General features: G+C 71.1%; 20 protein-coding genes. 14 read left to right on the forward strand and 6 right to left on the reverse strand.

Annotated elements, in window-relative coordinates:
- Nucleotides 1-73: 73 nt before the first annotated feature.
- The 3 genes from ACWIE7_RS13865 to pcaD form a co-directional block, all read right to left on the reverse strand.
- Nucleotides 74-1,285 carry an acetyl-CoA C-acetyltransferase gene (locus tag ACWIE7_RS13865; protein WP_454058832.1) on the reverse strand — a complete coding sequence of 404 codons (1,212 nt, stop codon included), beginning with the start codon at nt 1,283-1,285 and terminating at the stop codon, nt 74-76.
- A gap of 66 nt (nt 1,286-1,351) precedes the next feature.
- Nucleotides 1,352-2,209: an IclR family transcriptional regulator gene (locus ACWIE7_RS13870; RefSeq protein WP_452099362.1), complete on the reverse strand. Its 858-nt coding sequence runs from the start codon at nt 2,207-2,209 to the stop codon at nt 1,352-1,354.
- Nucleotides 2,206-2,997, reverse strand: a complete 792-nt coding sequence (gene pcaD / locus ACWIE7_RS13875; RefSeq protein WP_452099363.1) for a 3-oxoadipate enol-lactonase — start codon at nt 2,995-2,997, stop codon at nt 2,206-2,208. The genes ACWIE7_RS13870 and pcaD overlap by 4 nt, the downstream gene beginning before the upstream one ends.
- A gap of 106 nt (nt 2,998-3,103) precedes the next feature.
- Between pcaD and ACWIE7_RS13880 the strand changes: the two genes are divergently transcribed.
- From ACWIE7_RS13880 to proB, 12 genes are all read left to right on the forward strand, one after another.
- Nucleotides 3,104-3,871: a CoA transferase subunit A gene (locus ACWIE7_RS13880; protein ID WP_454058834.1), complete on the forward strand. Its 768-nt coding sequence runs from the start codon at nt 3,104-3,106 to the stop codon at nt 3,869-3,871.
- Entirely contained in the window at nt 3,868-4,497 is a 630-nt protein-coding gene (locus ACWIE7_RS13885) for a 3-oxoacid CoA-transferase subunit B (RefSeq protein ID WP_454069540.1), read from the forward strand. Before ACWIE7_RS13880 ends, ACWIE7_RS13885 begins: the two co-directional genes overlap by 4 nt.
- Nucleotides 4,498-4,602: 105 nt before the next feature.
- Nucleotides 4,603-5,595 (forward strand): malate dehydrogenase, encoded by a 993-nt coding sequence (locus ACWIE7_RS13890; RefSeq protein ID WP_452099366.1) that lies wholly within the window; start codon nt 4,603-4,605, stop codon nt 5,593-5,595.
- A gap of 99 nt (nt 5,596-5,694) precedes the next feature.
- Nucleotides 5,695-8,406 (forward strand): valine--tRNA ligase, encoded by a 2,712-nt coding sequence (locus tag ACWIE7_RS13895; RefSeq protein ID WP_452099367.1) that lies wholly within the window; start codon nt 5,695-5,697, stop codon nt 8,404-8,406.
- Complete coding sequence (gene folC / locus ACWIE7_RS13900) at nt 8,403-10,001, forward strand: bifunctional tetrahydrofolate synthase/dihydrofolate synthase (RefSeq protein ID WP_452099368.1); 1,599 nt, start codon at nt 8,403-8,405, stop codon at nt 9,999-10,001. Before ACWIE7_RS13895 ends, folC begins: the two co-directional genes overlap by 4 nt.
- Complete coding sequence (locus ACWIE7_RS13905; protein ID WP_452099369.1) at nt 9,998-10,435, forward strand: DUF4233 domain-containing protein; 438 nt, start codon at nt 9,998-10,000, stop codon at nt 10,433-10,435. Before folC ends, ACWIE7_RS13905 begins: the two co-directional genes overlap by 4 nt.
- A gap of 30 nt (nt 10,436-10,465) precedes the next feature.
- Nucleotides 10,466-10,879 carry a nucleoside-diphosphate kinase gene (gene ndk / locus ACWIE7_RS13910; RefSeq protein ID WP_454069542.1) on the forward strand — a complete coding sequence of 138 codons (414 nt, stop codon included), beginning with the start codon at nt 10,466-10,468 and terminating at the stop codon, nt 10,877-10,879.
- 334 nt (nt 10,880-11,213) lie between these two features.
- Nucleotides 11,214-14,837: an Rne/Rng family ribonuclease gene (locus tag ACWIE7_RS13915; RefSeq protein WP_454069544.1), complete on the forward strand. Its 3,624-nt coding sequence runs from the start codon at nt 11,214-11,216 to the stop codon at nt 14,835-14,837.
- Between the two features lie 239 nt (nt 14,838-15,076).
- The gene (rplU, locus tag ACWIE7_RS13920; protein ID WP_230929591.1) at nt 15,077-15,382 is read left to right on the forward strand and encodes a 50S ribosomal protein L21; all 306 of its coding nucleotides are present in this window, start codon (nt 15,077-15,079) and stop codon (nt 15,380-15,382) included.
- Nucleotides 15,383-15,448: 66 nt separating this feature from the next.
- Entirely contained in the window at nt 15,449-15,712 is a 264-nt protein-coding gene (gene rpmA / locus ACWIE7_RS13925; RefSeq protein ID WP_182633316.1) for a 50S ribosomal protein L27, read from the forward strand.
- Nucleotides 15,713-15,864: 152 nt separating this feature from the next.
- On the forward strand, nt 15,865-17,325 hold the full coding sequence (obgE, locus tag ACWIE7_RS13930) for a GTPase ObgE (RefSeq protein WP_454069545.1): 1,461 nt from the start codon (nt 15,865-15,867) through the stop codon (nt 17,323-17,325).
- Nucleotides 17,322-18,434, forward strand: coding sequence for a glutamate 5-kinase (gene proB / locus ACWIE7_RS13935; protein WP_454058838.1), 1,113 nt, complete (start codon nt 17,322-17,324; stop codon nt 18,432-18,434). Before obgE ends, proB begins: the two co-directional genes overlap by 4 nt.
- Nucleotides 18,435-18,436: 2 nt before the next feature.
- On the opposite strand, the gene ACWIE7_RS13940 is transcribed toward proB, so the two are convergent.
- From ACWIE7_RS13940 to ACWIE7_RS13950, 3 genes are read right to left on the reverse strand one after another with little or no spacing between them, the layout of a single operon-like run.
- Nucleotides 18,437-19,060: a carbonic anhydrase gene (locus tag ACWIE7_RS13940; RefSeq protein ID WP_452099374.1), complete on the reverse strand. Its 624-nt coding sequence runs from the start codon at nt 19,058-19,060 to the stop codon at nt 18,437-18,439.
- A gap of 23 nt (nt 19,061-19,083) precedes the next feature.
- A complete protein-coding gene (locus ACWIE7_RS13945; RefSeq protein ID WP_454069571.1) occupies nt 19,084-19,977 on the reverse strand; it encodes a Sir2 family NAD-dependent protein deacetylase in 894 nt (297 codons plus the stop codon).
- Entirely contained in the window at nt 19,977-20,777 is an 801-nt protein-coding gene (locus tag ACWIE7_RS13950; protein ID WP_454058839.1) for an MBL fold metallo-hydrolase, read from the reverse strand. The genes ACWIE7_RS13945 and ACWIE7_RS13950 overlap by 1 nt, the downstream gene beginning before the upstream one ends.
- Before the next feature lie 23 nt (nt 20,778-20,800).
- Here ACWIE7_RS13950 and ACWIE7_RS13955 point away from each other — a divergent pair, with 23 nt between their 5' ends.
- Both ACWIE7_RS13955 and ACWIE7_RS13960 read left to right on the forward strand, forming a co-directional pair.
- The gene (locus ACWIE7_RS13955) at nt 20,801-21,532 is read left to right on the forward strand and encodes an AAA family ATPase (protein ID WP_454069547.1); all 732 of its coding nucleotides are present in this window, start codon (nt 20,801-20,803) and stop codon (nt 21,530-21,532) included.
- A gap of 17 nt (nt 21,533-21,549) precedes the next feature.
- Entirely contained in the window at nt 21,550-23,370 is a 1,821-nt protein-coding gene (locus tag ACWIE7_RS13960) for an FAD-binding dehydrogenase (protein WP_454069549.1), read from the forward strand.
- Nucleotides 23,371-23,382 lie beyond the last annotated feature (12 nt).

Consider the following 23,382-nt stretch of genomic DNA (forward strand, 5'->3'; position numbering starts at 1 on the left):
GTGCCGGCCTCGACGTACGTCAGCGGTCTCAGGGCAGCCCGCCACCGGGTCGGGTGCGGCTGCGCGCGAGGGGTCAGACGCGCTCGAACACCGCGGCCAGGCCCTGCCCGCCGCCGATGCACATGGTCTCCAGACCCCACTGCGCGTCGCGGCGGACCATCTCTCGCGACAGTGTGGCGAGCATGCGGGCGCCGGTCGCGCCGACGGGGTGGCCGAGCGAGATTCCGGAACCGTGCGGGTTGAGGTGCTCCGAGGTCGGGTCGATGTCCCACTCGCGCATGACGGACAGCGCCTGCGCCGCGAACGCCTCGTTGAGCTCGATGACGCCCATGTCGGCGAGCGTCAGGCCGAGGCGCCCGAGAGCCTTGGCGGTGGCCGGGACGGGCCCGATTCCCATGGTCTCCGGCGCTACGCCCGCGACGGCCCACGAGGCGAGCCGGACGAGCGGGGTCAGGCCGAGGGCGGCCGCGTTGTCGGCGGTGGTGACGACGCACATCGCCGCGCCGTCGTTCTGCCCTGACGCGTTGCCCGCCGTCACCGTGGCATCCGGGTCGGTGCGTCCCATAATGGGGCGGAGTCCCGCGAGCGTCTCGACGGTGCTGTCGGCGCGGGGGTGCTCATCGGTGTCGACGACGACGTCGTCGCCCCTGCGCTGCGGAACGCTCACCGGCACGATCTCGTCGGCGAACACGCCGGACTCCTGGGCGGCGACAGCGCGCTTGTGCGACTGCACGGCCAGCTCGTCCTGCTCCTCGCGGCCGATTCCGTACTCGCGGCGGAGGTTCTCGGCGGTCTCGATCATGCCGCCATCGATGACGTGCGAGTGGCCGCCCACGGTGGTGCGGGCGCGGCCGAGACGGTCCACGAGCGAGACGCCGTCACCCTTGATGCCCCAGCGGGGGGACGGGGTGGCGTAGAACTCGACCTGGCTCATGGACTCGACGCCGCCGGCCACCACCAGGTCGACGCCCCCGGAGGCGACCTGCAGCGCGCCGGTGATCACTGCCTGCAGGCCGGAGCCGCAGCGGCGGTCTAGCTGCATGCCGGGAACGTCGATGCCGAGCGGCGAGTCCAGGGCGGCGATCCGGCCGATCGCGGGCCCCTCGCCACTCGGCGAGCCCTGACCGAGGATCACGTCGTCGACGTCCGCACTGGTCAGTCCGGTGCGTTCCACCAGGGCGGTGAGCAGCCCGGTGGCGAGGGCGCCCGCGTCGAGGTCGCGGAACACGCCGCCGAAGCGGCCGACCGGGGTGCGTAGGGGTTCACAGATGACGACGTCACGCATGGTTTCTCCTCAGGGGAAAGGGGGGCTGGGGGCGAAGGGGGCCGGCCGCTTCCGGGCCCGGGCGAGCTAGCGGTTGACGGTGCCGAGATCGGCGGACAGGGCGCGCGCGGCGTCCAGGATGACGGGGACCAGGTCGTCGTGGAGCTGCTCCAGGGAGTATCGGGCGGCGTGGGTCGAGACGTTGAGTGCGGCGACGACCCGCCCGTCACGGTCGCGTACCGGCGCGGCCAGTGAGCGGAGTCCGGGCTCGAGCTCCTGGTCGACCAGTGACCATCCGCGCGCGGAGATGACGGCGAGCTCGGCTCGCAGTGAAGCCTCGTCGGTGAGACCGTGCGGGGTGATCGCGCGCATATCGGTGTCCGCCAGGTAGGCGTCGAGCTCGTCCCCCGGCAGCGCGGCCAGCAGTACCCGGCCCATCGAGGTTGCGAACGCCGGGAATCGAGTGCCGATGGTGATGCCGATGTTCATGATGCGCCGGACCTGGACGCGTCCGACGTAGACGATGTCCGACCCGTCGAGCACGGCCACGGACGAGGACTCGTCGAGGCGGGCGCTGAGCTTCTCCAGGTGCGGCTGTGCCAGTTCGGACAGCGGCATCGAGGACAGGTAGCTGTAGCCCAGGTCCAGCACGCGCGGGGTCAGCCAGAAGCTGGTGCCGGCGGTGTCGACGTAGCCGAGCTCGACCAGGGTGTGCAGGAATCGACGCGCCGTGGCGCGGGTCAGTCCGGTAGCGCGGGCCACCTCGCTGAGGGTCTGCCTCGGGTGGTCCGCGTCGAAGGCGGTGATCACGGCGAGACCGCGCGCCAGGGACTGGACGAAGTCGGGGGAGGCGGACCGCTCGACGGTCGACGTGCCCGTGGGCTCGGTGGTCGCGGCGGGGTCGGTACTCACTGCATCTGCTCTCTCGGTGCTGGAGGCGGTCATACCCGGCCCGGGGCGGAGGCGGCGGTGAGGTGGTCACGTAGCACTTCGGTGACCCGGTCGGGGATCTCGACGGTGGGGACGTGGGCGGCGGGGGAGAGCGTCACGAACCTCGAACCCGGGATGCCGTCCGCGATCTCGCGGAGCACGTCGGGCGGGGTGGAGGGGTCCTCGTCCCCGGCCAGGACCAGCGTCGGGCAGCTGATCCGGCCGAGGTCGGCGCGGTTGTCCCAGCCGGAGAGTGCGTCGCACGCGGCAGCGTAACCCTCGGCTGCGGTCCCCACGACCATCTCGCGGAGTCGCGCCACCAGTTCGGGTTCCGCCTCGGCGCGGGCGGGGGTAATCCACCGGGCGACCACCGCGTCGGCGACGGCCTCCGTCCCGCCCGCGCGGACGGCCGCGGCGCGCTCGATCCACCCGGACGGCTCCCCGAAGCGCGCGGCGGTGCACAGCAGCGCCGCCGAGAGGATCCGCTCCGGCGTGTTGACGGCGAGCCACTGGGCCACGGCGCCGCCCAGTGACAGGCCGGTCACGTGGAATCGGTCCACCTCCAGCGAGTCGAGAAGTGCGAGTACGTCGCCCGCGAGGTCGGCGATGGTGGCCGGGCCGGGAACGACCGCCGAGCCGCCATGACCGCGATGGTCCACGGCCACGACGGTGTGGTCGACCCGCAGGTCCCGCGCCTGCGCGTCCCACATGCGCCGGTCGGATCCCAGGGACCCGAGCAGTACCACGACGGGAGTCTCCGGTGAGCGGGGGCCGCTGACCTCGTACGACAGGGTGGCGGGCATGCATCCGTCCTTTCGTGGGCGATCGGTGATGGGCACCACGATACGTCCAATGTGTGCGAATTGCGAACGTTTGTGCAATACGCGAACACGCACTACGGTGCGTGACATGACCAACAAGATCTTCGCCTCGGCCGCCGACGCGGTCGCGGATATCCCGGACGGCGCCTCCCTCGCCGTGGGAGGTTTCGGTCTGGTCGGCATTCCCGCCGTCCTCATCGACGCGCTCCTCGAGCAGGGTGCAACCGATCTGCGCACCGTCAGTAACAACTGCGGGACGGACGGATTCGGCCTCGGCAAGCTCCTCGAGGCCCGGCGTATCTCCCGGACCACCGCCTCGTACGTGGGCGCCAACAAGGAGTTCGCCCGTCAGTACCTGAACGGCGAGCTCGAGGTGGAGCTCACGCCGCAGGGCACCCTCGCCGAGCGCATGCGCGCCGGCGGCGCCGGGATCCCTGCCTTCTACACCCCGGCCGGTGTCGGCACGATGGTCGCCGACGGTGGCCTTCCGCTGCGCTACGACGGCCAGGGCGGGGTGGCCGTGGCCTCCGAGCCCAAGGAGGTCCGCGAGTTCGACGGTGTGCCCTACGTGCTCGAGCACTCCATCGTCACCGACTTCGCACTGGTGCACGCACGCAGGGCGGACACGGCCGGCAACGTGCAGTTCTACGGCACCGCCCGCAACTTCAACCCGGATGCCGCCATGTCGGGTCGCGTCACCATCGTCCAGGCGGAGGAGATCGTCCCCGCCGGCGAGATCAACCCGGCCGACGTACACCTGCCCGGCATCTTCGTCCAGCGTCTCGTCGAGGTCGGTCGCCAGGAGACCGGTGTCGAGATCGAGAAGCTCAGCAGTAAGGGAGAGGACCGGTCATGAGCTGGACCCATGAGCAGATGGCGGCCCGCATCGCCGCCGACTTTAGCGACGGCCAGTACGTCAACCTGGGTATCGGCATGCCGACCCTCATCCCGGACTATTTGCCCGAGGGCGTCCAGGTCACCCTCCACTCGGAGAACGGCATCCTCGGTGTGGGCCCGTATCCGACCAGTGAGCAGCTGGACCCGGAGATGATCAACGCCGGCAAGGAGACCATCACGGCCGCGCCGGGCGCCGCGTTCTTCGGTTCCTCGGACTCGTTCGCGATGATCCGCGGCGGCAACGTCGACGTTGCCGTGCTCGGTGCGATGCAGGTGTCTCAGGTCGGCGACCTGTCCAACTGGATGATCCCCGGTGCGATGGTCAAGGGCATGGGCGGCGCGATGGACCTCGTCCACGGTGCCGGCAAGGTCATCGTGATGATGGACCACGTCACCCGCAAGGGCGACATCAAGCTGATGGCCGAGAACACGCTGCCCTACACCGGTCGGGCCTGCGTGCAGCGTGTCGTCACCGACCTCTGCGTCCTCGACATCACCGACGAGGGCTTCCGTCTGGTCGAGCTCGCCCCGGATGTGACGATCGACGAGGTCCGCGAGAAGACGGGCGCCCTGGTCCACGCCTGACGAGCCCGGCCGCCGGGTGTACGTCGCGTCGAGCGCCCGACACGGGGTCGGATCCTCACTAGTGTGAGGTCCGACCCCGTCGTCGACTCCGGAAGGCCTCCGCGAATGAGCATCCCCACCCCGGTCACCGTCACCGTCACCGGCGCCGCCGGCCAGATCTCCTACGCCCTGCTGTTCCGGCTCGCGGCGGGCGGCGTCTACGGCAAGGACACCCCCGTCAGACTCCGGTTGCTGGAGGTCCCCTCGCAGACCGGCGCGGCGGAGGGCGTGGCGATGGAGTTGGAGGACTGCGCTTTCCCGGCCCTGGCCTCGATCGACATCACCGACGACCCGGCTGTGGCCTTCGACGGGGCCGGCGCCGCCGTCCTGGTCGGTGCCCGCCCCCGCGGTCCCGGCATGGAGCGCGCCGACCTGCTCACCGCCAACGGCGCGATCTTCCGGGACCAGGGTCGGGCGATCAACGACCACGCGGCCGAGGACGTGCGTGTGCTCGTGGTGGGCAACCCCGCGAACACCAATGCCTACATCGCCCACCGCCACGCCCCGGATGTGCCGGCGGAGCGGTTCACCGCCCTCATGCGGCTGGACCACAACCGGGCCCTGAGTCAGCTCGCGGCCCGGCTGGACGCACCGGTGGGGGAGCTGGACCGGGTGGTGGTGTGGGGCAACCATTCGGCCACGCAGTTCCCCGACGTCAGCTACCTGACCCGCGGTGGTGTCCCCGTCGCCGACGGACTCGACCGGCAGTGGCTCGAAGACGATTTCATCCCCCGCGTCGCGCGCCGGGGCTCGGAGATCATCGAGGTCCGGGGCTCGTCGTCGGCAGCGTCCGCGGCAGGCGCATCGATCGTCCACATGCGGGACTGGGTCCGCGGTACCCCCGAGGGGAGCTGGGCCACCGTCGCACTGCCGTCGCGGGGCGAGTACGGCACCGTCCCCGGCGTGGTCACCGGCCTGCCGTGCCGTAGTGACGGCGGGGAGTGGCAGGTCGTCGAGGGCCTGGAGATCGACGACTTCCAGCGTGCGCGCATCGACGCGTCGGTGGCCGAGCTGGTCTCCGAACGTGACGCGGTGCACGGCCTGGGACTGGTCGACTGATCCGGTGTCGCTGATCGGCGCGGGTCGGCCCGCCTGTGCGGGTGGGCCTGCGCCGACGGCGTGTGTCGGCCCCGGGCGCTCACGGCCTACGATGGGCGGGTGACGACTCCAGCTTCCCCCGCCCCGAACACCGACCGCGCGGACGCCCTGCCCGCCTCCTGGAACCCAGGTGAGGTGGAGGCGGAGTTGTATCAGCGTTGGGTCGACGCCGGTTACTTCGAGGCCGATTCCGCCAGCGCCAAGCCCGCCTATTCGGTGGTGCTGCCGCCGCCCAACGTGACGGGCAGCCTGCACATGGGGCACGCGCTCGACCACACCCTGATGGACGTGTTGACCCGACGCAAGCGCATGCAGGGTTTCGAGGTGCTGTGGCTGCCGGGCATGGACCACGCCGGCATCGCCACCCAGACCCTCGTCGATCGCAAGCTCCGCGAGGAAGGCATCGACCGGCACGAGATCGGCCGTGAGGCCTTCATCGACAAGGTCTGGGAGTGGAAGGCCGAGTCCGGCGGCACGATCGGCGAGCAGATGCGCCGACTCGGCGACGGCGTCGACTGGTCGCGCGAGCGGTTCACGCTGGACGACGGACTGTCCCGCGCCGTGCAGACAATCTTCAAGGAGCTGTTCGACCAGGGCCTGATCTACCGGGCCGAGCGCCTGGTCAACTGGTCGCCCACGCTCCAGACCGCGATCTCGGACATCGAGGTCAAATACGCGGACGTCGAGGGCGAGCTCGTGAGCTTCCGTTACGGCTCGATGGACGATTCGGAGCCGCATCTGGTGGTGGCCACCACCCGTCTCGAGACGATGCTCGGTGACACCGCGATCGCGGTGCACCCGGAGGACGAGCGCTACGCCCACCTGGTGGGCACGCAGATCCCGCATCCGTTCCGCGAGGGCTGGACCATGCGCGTCGTGGCCGACGACTACGTCGACCCCGAGTTCGGCACGGGCGCCGTCAAGGTCACCCCGGCGCACGATCCGAACGACTTCGCGATCGGCCAGCGCCACAGCCTCGAGATGCCCACGATCATGGACGTCACCGGCCATATCACCGGCACGGGCACCCGTTTCGACGGGATGGACCGCTTCGAGGCCCGCAAGGCCGTCCGCGAGGAGCTCGCCGCCCAGGGTCGCATCGTCAAGGAGGTGCGCCCGTACCTGCACTCGGTGGGCCACTCCGAGCGCTCCGGCGAGCCGATCGAACCGCGCCTGTCACTGCAGTGGTGGGTCCGCGTCGAGGAGTTGGCGCGGATGTCCGGTGACGCCGTTCGCGACGGTGACACCGTGATCCATCCGACGAGCCAGGAGCCACGCTGGTTCGACTGGGTCGACGACATGCACGACTGGTGCATCTCCCGTCAGCTGTGGTGGGGGCACCGGATCCCGATCTGGTACGGCCCCGAGGGGGAGGTCGTCTGCGTCGGGCCGGACGACCGGGCGCCCGCCGGCTACACGCAGGAGTCCGACGTGCTCGACACGTGGTTCTCCTCGGCGCTGTGGCCGTTCTCGACGATGGGCTGGCCCGAGCGCACCGCCGACCTGGAGCGGTTCTATCCCACGTCCGTGCTGGTCACCGGTTACGACATCCTGTTCTTCTGGGTGGCCCGGATGATGATGTTCGGCACCTTCGTGGGGCAGCGGCTCACCGGTGATAAGTCGGCCCCGGGCCGGGTGCCGTTCACCGACGTCTTCCTGCACGGCCTGGTCCGTGACGAACACGGGCAGAAGATGTCCAAGTCCAAGGGCAACGGCATCGACCCGCTGGACTGGGTGGACCGCTTCGGTGCCGACGCGCTGCGTTTCACTCTCGCCCGCGGTGCCAACCCCGGCGGCGACCTGTCGGTGGGCGACGACTCGGCCCAGGCCTCGCGCAACTTCGCGACCAAGCTGTTCAACGCCACCCGCTTCGCGCTGATGAACGGTGCGACAGTGGGGACGCTGCCGGAGTCCTCCGCGCTCACCGACGCCGACCGCTGGATCCTCCGGCGTCTCGGCGAGGTGCGCGTGTCCGTCGACGACGCACTGGAACGCTACGAGTTCTCCAAGGCGTGCGAGACGCTCTACCACTTCGCGTGGGACGAGGTCTGTGACTGGTACCTCGAGCTGGCGAAGGTCCAGTTCGGTGGCGACGACGAGGCCCGCTCCTCCGATCGGGCCGGGTACACCAGGCTGGTCCTGGGCCACGTTCTCGACGCTGTGTTGCGGATGCTGCACCCGGTGATCCCGTTCGTGACCGAGACGCTCTGGACCGCGCTGACCGGGCGGGAGTCGCTCGTCGTCGCCGAGTGGCCCGCCGATGTCGTCCCCACCGGCGACGCCGCGGAGTCGGTCCGCCGCGTGGGCGATGCCCAGACGCTCGTCACCGAGATCCGCCGGTTCCGCTCGGATCAGGGGCTCAAGCCCGGCCAGCGGGTCCCCGCCCGCCTGTCACGGACCGACGAGGCGGACCTGCCGTCCGACCTGCTCGACCAGGTCACGTCGCTGGCCCGGTTGACCCCGGCGGAGGCCGACTTCACCGCCACGGCGTCGCTCGAGGTCCGCCTGGGCCTGTCGACGGTCGGCGTGGAGATCGACACCTCCGGGACGATCGATCTGGCCGCCGAGCGCCGCCGGTTGGAGAAGGACCTCGCCGCCGCGCGCAAGGAGCTGGAGACCACGGGCGCCAAGCTCGGTAACGAGGCGTTCCTCGGCAAGGCCCCCGACCACGTGGTGGACAAGATCCGCGCCCGCCGCGACCTGGCCGAGGCCGAGGTCGAGCGCATCGGCGCCCGCCTCGAGGGAATGCCCGCCGGGAGTGGATCGGCGTGAGCGATCGCAAATGGCTCCCGCCGCACGACCCGGAGGAGGGGTGGGACACCCCCACCGAGGAGGACGTCGCCGACATGCTCGGCGAGGACGGCCTCGTGGCCGGCGTCTCCCTCGGCGGGCCGCTCCCCGGTGACGAGGAGGGCGACGGCGACGACCATCTGCCGCCCCGCCCGATCCCCGAGGTCGGCAGCCCCGAGTGGCAGACCGACACGGCCGAGCTGGCCGCGGTCGAGGAGGAGTTGTCCGCCCGGTGGCCCGAGTCCCGCCTCGAGCCCAGCCTCGACCGGATCAGCGAGCTGACCTCGGTCCTCGGCGACCCCCAACACGCGTACCCGGTCGTTCATGTGGCCGGCACCAACGGCAAGACCTCGGTCACCCGGATGGTCGACGCCCTGCTCCGCGCACTGCACCAGCGCACCGGCCGCAACTCGAGCCCGCACCTGCAGACCGTGACCGAGCGCATCGCCCTCGACGGCGAGCCGATCACCGCCCGGTTGTTCGTGGACACCTACCGCGAACTGCAGCCGTACCTCGAGCTCGTCGACCAGCGGTCCGAGGCGGCCGGTGGTCCCCGCATGAGCTACTTCGAGGTGCTGACCGCGATGGCGTTCGCGGCGTTCGCCGACGCGCCCGTCGACGTGGCCGTGATCGAGACCGGGATGGGCGGCACGTGGGATGCCACCAATGTGGTGCGGCCGGCCGTCGCCGTCGTCACCCCCGTCGGCCTGGACCACACCGACTATCTCGGCGAGGACCTCGCCACCATCGCGGGGGAGAAGGCCGGCATCATCCAGCCCGCCCCCGCCGACGACCTGCTGCCCCGCGACCCGGTCGCGGTGATCGGTCGCCAGGAGCCCGAGGCGATGGAGGTCCTGCTGAGGCGGGCCGTCGAGGCGGGCGCCGTCGTGGCCCGTCTCGGCTCGGAGTTCGACGTGATCGACCGCCGCCTGGCCGTCGGTGGGCAGCAGCTCACCCTGCGCGGCCTCGGGGGCGAGTACACCGACGTCTTCCTTCCGCTGTTCGGCGAACACCAGGCCGAGAACGCCGCCACCGCCCTCGCCGCGGTCGAGGCCTTCTTCGGCGCCGGTCCCGGGCGGACGCTGGACCCCGAACTCATCCGCGCCGGGTTCGCCGCGGTCGACAATCCGGGGCGTCTCGAGCGACTCAGCTCGAGCCCCACGGTCCTGGTCGACGCCGCCCACAACGGGCACGGTGGTCGCGCTCTCGCGCAGGCCATCACCTCGGAGTTCGACTTCAAGCGGCTGGTCGCGGTGGTGGCGATGCTCGACGGCAAGGACGCGGACGCGTTCCTCGCCGCGCTCGAGCCGGTCGTCGAGGACGTCATCGTCACCCGGGCGGCCTCGCCCCGGGCGATGGCGCCCGAGGATCTCGCTCGGATCGCCGAGGAGCGGTTCACGTCCCAGCGTGTCCACGTCGTGGACACGCTCCCCGACGCGGTCAGCGCCGCGCTCGACCTGGTGGGGGTCCCCGACCCGACCGCCGACGACGACGTCTCCGGCGTCGGCGTACTCGTCACGGGGTCCGTGGTGACCGCCGGGGCCGCACGCAGCCTGTTCGGAAAGGACGCACAGTGAGCAACCCCGACACCGGCGGCTCCGCCGGCCCCGCGCTCCACGGCACCACAGCACACGCGCCCTCGGTGGATCCGTGGAAGGGGCTGCGCGGCATCATGGCCGGCACGCTCTTCCTCGAGGCCATCGTGATCGGGCTCGTGCTCACGGTGATCGCGCGTCTCGACGACGGCGCCCACTTCCAGTCGTGGAAGGTGTGGTTCGTCAGCCTGCTCGCCGTGGCGATGATCGCGGCCGCGGGACTGCAGCGCAGGCCGTGGGCCATCCCGATGAACATCGTCCTGGCCACACTCGCGGTGGTCCCGGGGTGGATCGTGCACTGGTCGATGGGCGTGTGTGGCCTGATGTTCGCCGCGGTGTGGGCGTACATCCTGTACCTGCGGTACGACCTGAGTCGACGGATAGCCGGCGGGTATCTGCCCAGCCAGCACGACTGAGCCCGCGGCGCTGCTTGTAGCATTGCGTCCGTGACCGAGAGAACCTTCTTCCTCATCAAGCCCGACGGCGTCGAGCGTGGCCTCACCGGCACGATCCTCGCCCGCATCGAGGCCAAGGGCCTGACGATCGCGGCAATGGATCTTCGACAGGTGCAGCGGGAGACCGCGGCCGAGCACTACGCCGAGCATGCCGAGCGTCCCTTCTACGGTGACCTGCTCGAGTTCATCACCTCCGGCCCGGTCGTCGCCGGCGTCCTCGAGGGCCCCCGCGCCATCGCCGCGTGGCGTCAGCTCGCGGGCGGGACCGACCCGGTCGAGAAGGCCGCCCCCGGCTCGATCCGTGGCGACTTCGGTCTCGAGACGCAGCTCAACCTCGTCCACGGTTCGGATTCCGAGGAGTCCGCCGCCCGTGAGATCGCCCTCTGGTTCCCGTGCCTGGCCTGAGGGCTCCGCACCTCCGGGTCGCTGCGTCGACCCGACCTCCTCACGCGCCCGTCGGTCCCCGGACCGGCGGGCGCGTTCTCGTCTGTCGTGCCCGCGCGGCGACGCTTGAGCGTCGGGTGTGGGAGAATGGCCGAAGCTCATCCTGGCGAGTGGTCTACCAGTCCGCCCCGGAACGAGCGCCCGCCACCGTGGCCGGTTCCGATCGGTACCGCGGACCAACAGACATCGCCCCGCCTCGGCGGGGCCGAGACCAGAAACGCCCGACCCCGTGCGGCGGCGTGGGTCACCGTGATCGGTGACGTGATCGCGCCCGGAGTCCGGCCAGAGGAGACACGTGTCGGATCCGAACCTGACCATCGACCATCTCAATGCGTTGCCCGAGAGGATGCGCGCACACGCGGCCGCCAAGGCCGTGGGCATGACGAGCAAGGAGTTCCTCGCCGCCATGTCCGGGATCGGCGTGGAGATCAAGAGCGCCCAGTCGGGCGTGACCCGCGGGGTGCTGCTCACCTGGTTCGAGGGCCGTCAGCGGGGTGCCGCAGGCTCGACGGACGCGGCTGCGGCGCCGGCGCCCGCAGCGGCCGAGCCCGAGACTGCCAGCGGCGCTGTCACCGGGGCCGGGGCCCCTGCGGCCCCGGCGAAGAAGACCCCTGCCAAGAAGTCCGCGGCGAAGAAGGCGCCGGCGAAGTCGGCCGCGAAGAAGGCCCCGGCCCGGAAGTCCGCCCGGTCACAGGACCCGGCAGCAAAGGACCCGGCAGCGCAAGACTCGACTGCGGCGGGATCAGCTGCGGATACCGTCGCCACGGGCTCGACCGACCAGGTCACAACCGAGCCGGAGCCGGCCGCGAAGAAGGCCCCCGCACGCAAGCGCAGCGCCAAGAAGTCGACGGCGCCGCAGGCTGATACCTCGGCCCCCGCCACGTCCTCGGAGCGACCGGCGCTTCCCGAGGCGATCGTCACCGGCGAGGTCGGCTCGGCGGACTCCGGCAATCGGCGCCGCCGGTCCTCGGCCAGCCCGTCGTTCTCCCCGCTGTTCCTGTCCCCTGACGAGTCGGAGGGGCGCAGCAGTCGGGCGTCGGGTTCCGACCGGCCCGGCAGCGGTGATTCTGTTCGCGGCTCTGACGGTAGCGATGCGAGCGGCGACCAGGCGAGTAAGGACGACAACCGCGACGACGACGATCAGACGAGCCAGGGCGAGGGCGGAAATCGCCGCCGCAGGCGTGGTCGCCGTGGCCGCGGCCGTGGGCGTGGCGAGGGTGGCGACGACCAGAACCAGAACACCGACGACGACGCCACCGACCAGTCGGGCGACGGCTCGGGCACCGGCTCCGGCTCGGACACCGACGGGCACGAGGATGCCGACGGTAAGGACGACAAGTCGAACACCGGACGCGACGGCTCCGCCAGCACCGCGCCCGGCGCGAGCGACGACGCGGACAGCGGGACCGACTCGAACGACCCCGACTCCGACGACGCTTCGGACGGCTCGGATTCGTCGCCCTCGGGCTCGCGTCGCCGACGCCGTCGTCGTCGTCGCAGTGGGGGCTCCGGCTCCGGTTCCGACGACAACCAGGGCGCGGTCGACGACCCGCCCAACACCGAGATCCACGAGCGCGACGGCCGCCGGCGCTCCGGACGCGGGGGACAGGGCTCCGGCACCTCCACCGACGAGGTGCAGGGCATCACCGGTTCGACCCGCCTCGAGGCCAAGCGCCAGCGTCGCCGGGACGGCCGGGAGGCCGGCCGCCGCCGTCAGCCGATCCTGTCCGAGTCCGAGTTCCTCGCCCGGCGCGAGTCCGTGGACCGCGTCATGGTGGTGCGCGAGAAGCCGCGCGTCGACGGCAAGGGGATCATGACCCAGGTCGGCGTACTCGAGGACAAGGTGCTCGTCGAGCACTTCGTCACCACCGAGTCCGCGCGCTCGATGGTGGGCAACGTCTACCTCGGCCGCGTGCAGAACGTGCTGCCCAGCATGGAGGCGGCGTTCGTCGACATCGGGCGTGGCCGCAACGGCGTGCTGTACGCCGGGGAGGTCAACTGGGAGGCCGCCGGGCTGGGCGGCAAGGCCCGGCGTATCGAGCAGGCGCTCAAGCCCGGTGACATGGTTCTGGTGCAGGTCACCAAGGACCCGGTCGGGCAGAAGGGTGCCCGCCTGTCCACGCAGATCTCACTGGCCGGCCGCTTCCTGGTGTACGTGCCGGACGGCAACTCCGCTGGGATCTCGCGCAAGCTCCCGGATACCGAGCGGCGTCGCCTCAAGGCGATCCTCAAGGACGTCGTCCCCGAGGGCTCCGGCGTGATCATCCGCACGGCCGCCGAGGGCGTCAGCGAAGAGGAGATCGGCCGCGACGTCGAGCGTCTGGCCGGGCAGTGGACAGAGATCTCCGAGGACGCCGCCAAGCGGACCTCCTCCGGCGCCGGCAACCCCGTCGCGCTCTACGAGGAGCCCGACCTTCTGGTCAAGGTCGTGCGTGACCTGTTCAACGAGGACTTCACCAAGCTCGTCATCCAGGGCGAGACGTCGTGGAAGACCGTCCACGACTACGTCTCCCGCGTCGCTCCCGAGATGGTGGAGCGGCTCGAGCGCTACGACAACCCCGAGGTCGACGTGTTCGCCACCCACCGCGTGGACGAGCAGCTGGCCAAGGCGCTCGAGCGCAAGGTGTGGCTGCCGTCCGGCGGCTCGCTGGTCATCGACCGCACCGAGGCCATGACGGTCATCGACGTCAACACCGGCAAGTACACCGGTTCCGGCGGCAACCTCGAGGAGACCGTCACCAAGAACAACCTCGAGGCGGCCGAGGAGATCGTGCGGCAGCTGCGGCTGCGCGACGTCGGCGGCATGGTGATCATCGACTTCATCGACATGGTGCTGGAGGGCAACCGCGACCTCGTGCTGCGGCGCCTGACCGAGGCCCTCGGCCGCGACCGCACGCGTCATCAGGTCTCCGAGGTCACGTCGCTCGGACTGGTGCAGCTGACCCGGAAGAAGCTCGGTACCGGCCTGGTCGAGGCCTTCTCCACCCCGTGTGAGCACTGCCATGGCCGCGGCCTGATCGTGCACACCGACCCGATCCACACCGAGTCGCACAACGCCGACGAGCCGGGCACCCGCCGTGGCCGGCGCCGCGGCGGCAAGGGCGGCGATTCCGCGTCGTCCTCCTCCGAGCCTGCCGCGACCAAGCAGGCTCCGCGCAAGGACGGCCCGGCGCCGTCCGCGCACCCGGCCGCCCTGGCCATGGGGCGGCAGACGCCCGAGGCTGACGAGACGGCGACCGACGACGGTCGCGCGGAGAAGCCCGCGGCCGCGGCGTCCACGACGGCGGACAGCACCCCGGTGGTGGACGAGGCCACGTCCGCGACCGCGACGACGCCCGCGGACACGAGCTCCGCGGACACGGCTACCGACGCCGCGGCCGCGGCTGCGGCCGGGCCGACTCAGGCGACGGAGAAGGCCGACGAGGCCGACGACTCGTCCGTCGCGGAGTCCTCGGACGCCGCGGGGGCCACGCGTCCGACTCGCCGTCGCCGAGCGACCCGCCGGTCGACCTCGAGCGCACCGGCGCCGTCCACCGCCGCCCGGGACTCCGCGGCCGCAGAGCTCGCCGAGACCCCGCAGGCGGGGACCGCAGCGGTGGCCGAGGCCGCCGAGGCGGTCGCCGAGGTCTCGCCCGCCGACGGTGCCGCCGGCACCGCGGCAGGCGCAACCGCGGACGGTGGCTCGTCGGGCGCGCAGTCGGAAGGACAGTCGGGGCGCCGCCCGCGACGGCGGTCCGGTCGCCGCGAAGCCGGTGCCGCGGTTGCGGCCGCCGCGCCGGAGTCCGCCCCCGGGGCCCCGGCCGCCAAGGTCGAGGCAGCGGCGCTGGCAGAGGCGCCGACAGCAGTGGTCGCGGAACCGCGTCAGCGTCCCGCCCGCCGCCGGGCGACCCGGTCCACGACCGCTCCCGGGGGCGCCTGAACGCAGGGGCGCGGAGCCGGTGGCACGGTCGGTTTGACCTGCTGTGCCACCGGACCGTAACCTTGACAGGTCGCTCGTCGCGGCGCTATGTCGCTGCGCGAAGAGTCGCGGGCCGGTCCTCCAGGGGATGGGCGTCTGCGATCCTGGCCGATGAGAGTCGGCGAGCAAGTAAGAACACCGCACACACGGTGTGGTCGCCCTGCGCGGCCGCACACCCGAGAAGCAAGGGGAAGCCCTCCATGTACGCGATCGTCAAGACCGGCGGCAAGCAGTACAAGGTCGCCGAAGGGGACCACGTCAAGGTCGAGAAGATCGAGGGCGAGGCCGGTACCTCCGTGTCGCTGTCCCCGATCCTCGTCGTCGATGGTGCTTCGGTCACCTCCGATGCGGACGCGCTGACCAAGGTCACCGTCTCCGCCGAGATCGTCGAGCAGACCAAGGGTCCCAAGATCCGGATCCACAAGTTCAAGAACAAGACCCGTTACCACAAGCGTCAGGGCCACCGTCAGAAGCTGACGGTCGTCAAGATCACCGGTATCAAGTAGTCGTCTCGGCCGGTACAGGCCACCAGCTCAGCGCCTCCGGGCGTGTTCCCTTAAGGAGGGACTGACATGGCAAGTAAGAAGGGCGCATCCAGCACCCGTAACGGTCGTGACTCCAACGCCCAGCGCCTCGGCGTGAAGCGCTTCGGTGGCCAGGAGGTCAACGCCGGCGAGATCCTGGTCCGCCAGCGCGGCACCAAGTTCCACCCGGGCGTGGGCGTCGGCCGTGGCGGAGACGACACGCTGTTCGCTCTCTCCGCCGGCGCGGTGGAGTTCGGCACCAAGCGTGGCCGCAAGACCGTGAACATCGTGCCCGCCGGCGCCGAGGCCTGACCCGGTAGCCACCACAGTCACGATTCGCCCTCGGGGGCCGGGCGGGGTCTGATGACTCCACACCCGGCCCCCGAGAGCATTTATCGGGCAGTATCGGACTACGCATCCACTGACCCGACCCCCACCGGCCACCACCAGGAGGAGCCCACACCATGTCGAGATTCATCGACCGCGTAGTCCTCCACCTCGCCGCGGGGGACGGCGGCAACGGCTGCACCTCCGTGCACCGTGAGAAGTTCAAGCCGCTCGGCGGCCCCGACGGCGGCAACGGCGGCCGCGGCGGAGACGTGGTGCTCGTGGTGGACCCCCAGGTCCACACGCTGCTCGACTTCCACTACCGCCCCCACGCCCGTGCCGGAAAAGGCCAGCCCGGGATGGGTGGGAACCGAAACGGCGCCAACGGTGACGATCTCGTGTTGGCGGTACCGCCGGGCACCGTCGTCCTCGGCTCGGACGGCGAGCCGATCGCCGACATGGTCGGGGCCGGCACCCGGTTCGTCGTCGCCGAGGGCGGCAAGGGCGGCCTGGGCAACGCCGCGCTCGCCTCGCGCTCGCGTAAGGCCCCGGGCTTCGCGCTGCTGGGGGAGCCCGGCGGCGTCTTCGATGTCACCCTCGAGCTCAAATCGATGGCGGACGTCGGGCTGGTCGGCTTCCCGTCGGCGGGCAAGTCGTCACTGATCTCGGTGATCTCGGCCGCCAAGCCCAAGATCGCCGACTACCCGTTCACCACCCTCGCGCCCAACCTCGGCGTGGTCTCGGTGGGGGATGACACCATCACCATCGCTGACGTTCCCGGGCTGATCCCCGGCGCCAGCGACGGACGCGGCCTCGGCCTCGACTTCCTGCGCCACATCGAGCGCACCGCGGTCCTCGCCCACGTGGTGGACTGCGCGAACCTGGAGTCCGACCGCGACCCGATCTCCGACGTCGACGCCCTCGAGGCCGAGCTCGCCGCCTACCAGTCCGAGCTCACTGACGCCGGCATGGGCCACCTGGCGGACCGGCCCCGCGTGGTGGTGCTCAACAAGATCGACGTGCCCGACGCCGCCGACATGGCCGAGATGGTCCGCGGCCACTTCGAGGCCAAGGGCTGGCCCGTGTACGCGATCTCGGCGGTGGCCCACAAGGGCCTCGACGAGCTCAAGTTCGGCCTGTACGAGTTGGTCAAGGCCCACCGCAAGGCCAACCCGCCCGCGGCCCCCGAGCGGATCGTGCTGCGGCCCAGGGCCGTCGATGCGGACCAGTTCGATATCCGGCGCGACCCGGACGAGCCCGACGGCTTCATCGTGCTCGGCGCCAAGCCGGAGCGATGGATCCGTCAGACCGACTTCGCCAACGACGAGGCCGTGGGCTTCCTCGCCGATCGCCTGGCGCGCCTGGGGGTGGAAGAGGCGCTCATCAAGGCCGGAGCCGAGGAGGGTTGCTCCGTCACGATCGGTGACGTCTCGTTCGAGTGGGAGCCGCAGACCCCGGCCGGCGTGGACCTCATGCGGATCGGTCGCGGTACCGACATGCGCTTCGAGTCGACCGATCGCGTGGGTGCCTCCGAACGCAAGTACCGCAAGCACGTCCGTCGCGGTCTCATCGACCCGGACGAGGAGACCCTCGAGTGACGGTCGAGTCGGAGCTTCGCCGCCGGATCGGGACCGCCCGACGAGTGGTGGTGAAGATCGGCTCCTCGGCCATCACGAGCTTCCACGGCGGGATCCGCCGTGCCGAGCTCGACGCTCTCGCCGACGTCTGCCAGGCCCGCATGGCGGCGGGCTCGGACGTCTTCGTTGTCTCCTCCGGGGCGATCGGGGCAGGGATGGCCCCGCTGCGGATGCCCGCGCGCCCCACGACCCTGTCCGCCAAGCAGGCCGCCGCCAGCGTCGGCCAACTGGAGTTGGCGCGGGCGTGGGGTGACTCGTTCGCCAGGCACGACCGGGTGGTCGGGCAGGTGCTGCTCACCGCCGCCGACATCGGGCGACGCGACAGCGCGGCCAACGCCCAACGGACCCTGGACCGGTTACGGACGCTGAGCGCTGTCCCGGTGATCAATGAGAACGACACCGTGGCCACCAACGAGATCAGGTTCGGGGACAACGACCGGTTGGCGGCCCTCGTCGCACACCTGATCAGTGCCGACGCACTCATCCTGCTCTCGGACGTCGATGCGCTGTACGACTCCGATCCACGCAAGGGCGACGCCAGGGCCGTCACGATGGTCGGCGGGGCGGGCGATCTCGACGGCGTGATCGCCGGCCCCGGCGGTGCGCTGGGCACCGGGGGGATGGCCTCGAAGCTCGCCGCGGCCCGCCTCGCGGCCGACGCCGGGGTGCCCGTCCTTCTCACGGCCGCCGAGCGTGCCGCCGAGGCCCTCGCCGCCGAACCGGGAGTGGGCACGGTGTTCGCGCCGCGTCCCGAGCGGATGTCGGCGCGCCGGTTCTGGGTGCGTCACGCCGCGGACACGAGTGGCTCGGTGGCGCTCGACGACGGTGCGGTGCGGGCGATCACCGGAGCACGCCGTTCGCTGCTGTTGGCCGGCGTGACCGGGGTCGAGGGCCTGTTCCACTTCGGGGACGTGATCGAGATGCACGACCAGGCGGGTCGAGCGGTGGCCCGGGGCATCGCCCAGTACGACTCGGTCGAGGTCCGGACCCGGCTGGCCGAGCGGGAGTCCGGCGCCGCCGCGGGGCAGGGCCGCCCCCTGGTGCACGCGGACGACCTCGTCGCCCTCTGATTTCAGAGCCCGTCGACCTGTCCCTCGGTGTGGACCGGGGTCACCGTGCCCTCTTCGAGGTTGTAGAGCGCGCCGACGATCGCGGTGCGTCCCTCGGTGATCGCGCGGTCGACAGCGGCGGACTTCTCCCGGATCGCGGTGACGGTCTGACGGACGTTCTCGATGACGATGTCCTGGTACCCGGCCTCCGGGTCACGGCGCGCCTCGAACACGGCGGGCGCGATGCGCTCCACGACGTCCCGCAGATAGCCCGACGGCGTGGAGTGCGAGTCGATCGCCTTGATCGTCGCGCCGACCGCGCCGCACGAGGTGTGGCCCAGCACCAACGTCAGCGGGATGCGCAGCGCGTCGACCCCGAACTCGACCGACCCGAGCACCGACGGGTCCACGATGTGGCCGGCGTTGCGGATCACGAACAGGTCGCCGAGCCCCTGGTCGAACACGACCTCGGCGGGCACGCGCGAGTCGGAGCAGCCGAAGACCTGGGCGAACGGGTTCTGCTGTCCGGCGAGCTCGGCGCGACGCGAGGGCGCCTGGTGCTCGTTGAGGTTCTCTCCGGCCACGTAGCGGGCGTTGCCGCGGAGGAGTCGTGCCAGGGCTGTCTCGGGTGTCGTCGCGATCTGCATACCCCTAGTGTGCTCCTCGCCGGTCACTCCGGATCCGGCAGGGCGGCATCGGTGAGCTCGAGTACCTCCACGCAGTCGCCGTCGATGGTGAGGGTCGCCTCGTCGTGCGCACGGGTGCGCCCGCGGTTGAGAACCGCGACGGGCTTGCCGGTGGTCACCGCCCGCCGCACGAACCGGTATCCGGACCGGACGGTGAGAGACGATCCGACGACGACGACAACGTCGGATTCGTCCACAAGAGCGTTCGCCTCCTGCACGCGGGCGGCCGGGACGTTCTCGCCGAAGTAGACGATGTCTGGTTTGAGCATCCCCGCACAGCCGGGGCAGTCCACCATCCGGAAGCCGGCGGTGTCGTCCAGGACGGCGTCCGCATCGGGGGCCACCTCGATCGCACCGCGTGACGCGACGCGTTCGGCGAAGTCCGGGTTGAGGGCCTCGAGGTCATCGTGCAGCGCCCACCGGCTGCGGCGGGCCCCGCAGCCCAGGCAGGTGACGACCGCGTACGTGCCGTGCAGGTCCACGATCCGGCGGCTGCCCGCCTTGAGATGCAGCAGGTCCACGTTCTGGGTGATGACGCCCGAGACCAGGCCACGACGCTCCCAGTCGGCCAGCAGCAGATGCGCCGCGTTGGGGCGGGCGGCCTCCATGTGGCGCCAGCCGAGGTGATTGCGGGCCCAGTAGTGACGGCGGAAGCCGGGATCACCCACGAACTGCTGGTACGTCATCGGTGTGCGGCCGGGGGAATCCGGCCCCCGGTAGTCGGGGATCCCGGACGGCGTGGAGATCCCGGCGCCGGTCACGATCACAGCCCGGCGACCCCGCAGCAACCCGGCCAGAGCGGCGGCCCGCTCGGCCGGATCGCGGTCCGGCGCGGTGCGCTCGGCGGGGGTCCAGGCGGTCTCTCGGACCCCGACCATCACAGGCCCCCGGGCCCCGAGGGGTCGTGCGCGCACACCACGTCCAGGGTGTCGGCCCGTCGCCGCGCGAGCGCGGCCAGCCCGGAGTGCGTCATCGCGATCGCGCCCGGCTCGAGCGCGAACGCCCGCTCCTGGAGTGGGATCACGGCAGGTGTCCGGACCGACGGGTCGATCTGGCCGCGATGGTAGAAGGCATCGCCCGCGTGGAGGACGTCCTTGCCGACGGGTGTCTCGTCGTCGTCATCGTGGCCGGCGCCCGCGCCACCCGGCACGAACACGCCGGCGTGACCCGTGGTGTGGCCCGGCAGATCGACGAACATCATCCCCTCGGCGATGTGGTCCAGGGACAGCATGCGGAACCCCTCCCACCTGTCGGACCCGAACTCGTACTCGGCGTAGTTCGGCCCGTGCGCCAGCTGGGCGCGCCGGTATCGGCGACGCTCGACGAACCGCGGCAAGCGCACCGCCCGGGTCAGACCCTGCGTGGTGACGTGCACGGTCGCGTCCGGGAAGTCGGCCAGGCCGCCGATGTGGTCGACATCGAAATGCGTCAGCACGATGTGTCGGACGTCGCGCGGGTCCAGGCCCAGCGCCCCGATGCGGTGTACAGCCGTCTCCGCCGGATCCAGCGCCGGGCGCACGAGGTGCCGCAGCGGACCCAGCCGACCGGCCGGATCCGCGATGTCCTGCAGGCCGATGCCGGAGTCGACCAGCACCAGCCCGCCCGGCGCCTCCACCAGCAGGACGCGAGTGGGGGAGATGCCCGCCATGGTGCCGCAGTTGAGCTGGTGGATACGCATGGCAGGAACGGTACCGTGGCCACGTGCGCCATGACTCCGTGCTGGACCCCCGGCCCGTCGTGTCCGTCTCGGCAGCCCCGGGTCTCGCGGGCCCGACGGAGGGCTGGCCGTACTCGATCCCCGCCGTGGTGCACCTGCTCCGCGACGGTCTGGAACTCGACGACCTCACCGTGCTGGTGGGCGAGAACGGGACCGGTAAGTCGACGATCGTCGAGGCCGTGGCCATGGCGTACGGGCTGGGCGCCGAGGGCGGATCCGTCAACGGCAGGGACGTCACCTGGGCCTCGGAGTCGCCGCTGCACGAGTCACTGCGACTGGTGCGGGGCGGGGCGGCGTCGAAGTGGGGATACTTCCTGCGCGCCGAGACGATGCACGGCATGTTCACCTACCTGCAGTCCAGCGGCCCGGAGCAGGATTTCCACGCCCGAAGTCACGGGGAGGCGTTCTGGGACATCCTCTCGACCTCGCGTTTTGATGGCGGCGGACTGTTCGTCCTGGACGAGCCCGAGGCCGGACTGTCGTTCGACGCGCAGCTCAGGTTGGTCGCGCTGCTGCTCGAACTGGCCGACCGTCGGGGTGCGCAGGTGCTGATGGCCACCCACTCGCCGATCCTCGCCTCCGTGCCCGGCGCCGCCGTCTACGAACTCTCCGATTCGGGGATGCACCGGGCCCGCTGGGAGGACCTGGCGATAGTCGACCACCACCGCAGGTATCTCGAGGCGCCGGAGAGATACCTGCGGTATCTGCTGGGGTGACGGGGCACACTGGACCCATGACCAATTCCGCATCCCGCCCCGGCCGGACCACGGGCGAGGCCAGGCCCGTCCACCCCGTCTACCCCGCGTGGCAGCCGCCGTCGACGTCGCGCGCGGCCAACGCCGGCCCGCTGCCCGCGCCCGAGCCGGGGTTCGAGCCGGACATCATCGTGGTGGGGCACGGACTCGCCGGTCTGGTCGCCACCTACGAGGCGAGCCGTGCGGGCAAGAAGGTGCTGGTGGTGGACCAGGAGAACGAGAAGAACCTCGGTGGCCAGGCCTTCTGGTCGCTCGGCGGGCTGTTCATGGTGGACACCCCCGAGCAGCGGCGGATCGGGATCTCCGACTCCCTCGAACTCGCCTGGCGGGACTGGCTCGGCTCCGCCGCGTTCGACCGCCCCGAGGACGCGCGGCCGCGCGAATGGGCGCGCGCCTACGTCGAGTTCGCGGCCGGGGAGAAGCGCCGGTACCTCCACGATCTGGGGCTGCGGATCGTCCCCACCGTCGGCTGGGCGGAGCGCGGCGGCGGGGAGGTCGACGGCCACGGCAACTCCGTCCCGCGCTTCCACGTGACCTGGGGGACCGGTCCGGAGGTGGTGCGCGTGTTCGAGGAGCCCGTCCGCGACGCCGCCCGGGAGGGTCGGGTCCGGTTCGCCGTGCGGCACCGGGTGGACGAGATCGTGGTCGAAGACGGCCGCGCCGTGGGCGTGCGCGGCGCGACGCTGGTGCCCTGCGATCTCGACCGCGGCGTGGCCTCCCCCCGCGAGGAGACCGGCGAGTTCGAGTTCCGCGCCAAGGCGGTGCTGCTGTCGTCGGGTGGCATCGGCGGCAACCCGGATCTCGTGCGGAAGTACTGGCCCACCGCCAAGCTCGGCGAGGCACCGAGGGACCTGATCGTGGGCGTCCCCGAGCACGTGGACGGGCGGATCCTCGAGATCTCCGCGGACGCCGGCGCCAACCTGATCAACCGGGACCGCATGTGGCACTACACGGAGGGCGTGGCCCATTTCGCGCCCATCTGGCCCTCGCACGCCATCCGGATCATCCCCGGCCCGTCCACCCTGTGGCTGGACGGCAACGGCGACCGCATGCCCGTGCCGCTGTTCCCCGGCTACCACACCACCGCCTCCATCGAGGCCATCCGCAGAGCCGGGCACGACTACTCGTGGTTCATCCTCGACTCGTCCATCGCCGGTAAGGAGTTCATCCTGTCGGGGTCCGAGCAGAACCCGGAGCTGACCGACAAGAGTCTCAAGAAGTTCGCCTCCAAGGCCGGGAGCGGGCTGCCGCCGTCGATCGCCGACTTCACCGAGAAGGGGGTCGACTGGGTGGTGGCCGACTCCATCGAGGAACTCGTGGCCGGGATGAACGAGCTGGTGAACGAGGACGAGCCCGAGCTGGATCTGGAGAGGGTTCGAGAGTTCGTACTGGCGATGGACGGACAGATGGACAACCCGTTCGCCAAGGACGCTCAGGTCCAGGCGATCCACAACGCCCGTCGTGTGCTCACCGACAAGCTCACGAGGATGGCCAAGCCACATCGTCTGCTCGCCGATTCCGGGCCGGGCAAGGGGTCCGCGGCGGGTTCCGGTGGGCCGTTGATCGCGGTCAAGGTGCACCTGATGACCCGCAAGACGCTCGGCGGGATCGAGACCACGCTCGATTCGCAGTGCGTGGCCGAGGACGGGCAGCCGTTCCCGGGCCTCTATGCGGCGGGCGAGGTTGCCGGCTTCGGCGGTGGCGGCGTGCACGGCTACAACTCGCTCGAGGGCACGTTCCTCGGCGGCTGCATCTTCTCGGGGCTCAAGGCCGGCCGCGCGATGGCACGGGACGTCTGAGCGATTGCACGA

Source organism: Dietzia sp. NPDC055343, from assembly GCF_053645265.1.

What these genes read in the sequence shown, in the direction of transcription:
- ACWIE7_RS13940 (WP_452099374.1), bottom strand. Translation starts at nt 19,060, where the DNA reads ATGCAGATCGCGACGACACCCGAGACAGCCCTGGCACGACTCCTCCGC.
- ACWIE7_RS13960 (WP_454069549.1), top strand. Translation starts at nt 21,550, where the DNA reads ATGACCAATTCCGCATCCCGCCCCGGCCGGACCACGGGCGAGGCCAGG.
- ACWIE7_RS13945 (WP_454069571.1), bottom strand. Translation starts at nt 19,977, where the DNA reads ATGGTCGGGGTCCGAGAGACCGCCTGGACCCCCGCCGAGCGCACCGCG.
- pcaD (WP_452099363.1), bottom strand. Translation starts at nt 2,997, where the DNA reads ATGCCCGCCACCCTGTCGTACGAGGTCAGCGGCCCCCGCTCACCGGAG.
- ACWIE7_RS13950 (WP_454058839.1), bottom strand. Translation starts at nt 20,777, where the DNA reads ATGCGTATCCACCAGCTCAACTGCGGCACCATGGCGGGCATCTCCCCC.
- ACWIE7_RS13885 (WP_454069540.1), top strand. Translation starts at nt 3,868, where the DNA reads ATGAGCTGGACCCATGAGCAGATGGCGGCCCGCATCGCCGCCGACTTT.
- ACWIE7_RS13880 (WP_454058834.1), top strand. Translation starts at nt 3,104, where the DNA reads ATGACCAACAAGATCTTCGCCTCGGCCGCCGACGCGGTCGCGGATATC.
- obgE (WP_454069545.1), top strand. Translation starts at nt 15,865, where the DNA reads ATGTCGAGATTCATCGACCGCGTAGTCCTCCACCTCGCCGCGGGGGAC.
- rplU (WP_230929591.1), top strand. Translation starts at nt 15,077, where the DNA reads ATGTACGCGATCGTCAAGACCGGCGGCAAGCAGTACAAGGTCGCCGAA.
- ACWIE7_RS13870 (WP_452099362.1), bottom strand. Translation starts at nt 2,209, where the DNA reads ATGACCGCCTCCAGCACCGAGAGAGCAGATGCAGTGAGTACCGACCCC.
- rpmA (WP_182633316.1), top strand. Translation starts at nt 15,449, where the DNA reads ATGGCAAGTAAGAAGGGCGCATCCAGCACCCGTAACGGTCGTGACTCC.
- ACWIE7_RS13890 (WP_452099366.1), top strand. Translation starts at nt 4,603, where the DNA reads ATGAGCATCCCCACCCCGGTCACCGTCACCGTCACCGGCGCCGCCGGC.
- ACWIE7_RS13865 (WP_454058832.1), bottom strand. Translation starts at nt 1,285, where the DNA reads ATGCGTGACGTCGTCATCTGTGAACCCCTACGCACCCCGGTCGGCCGC.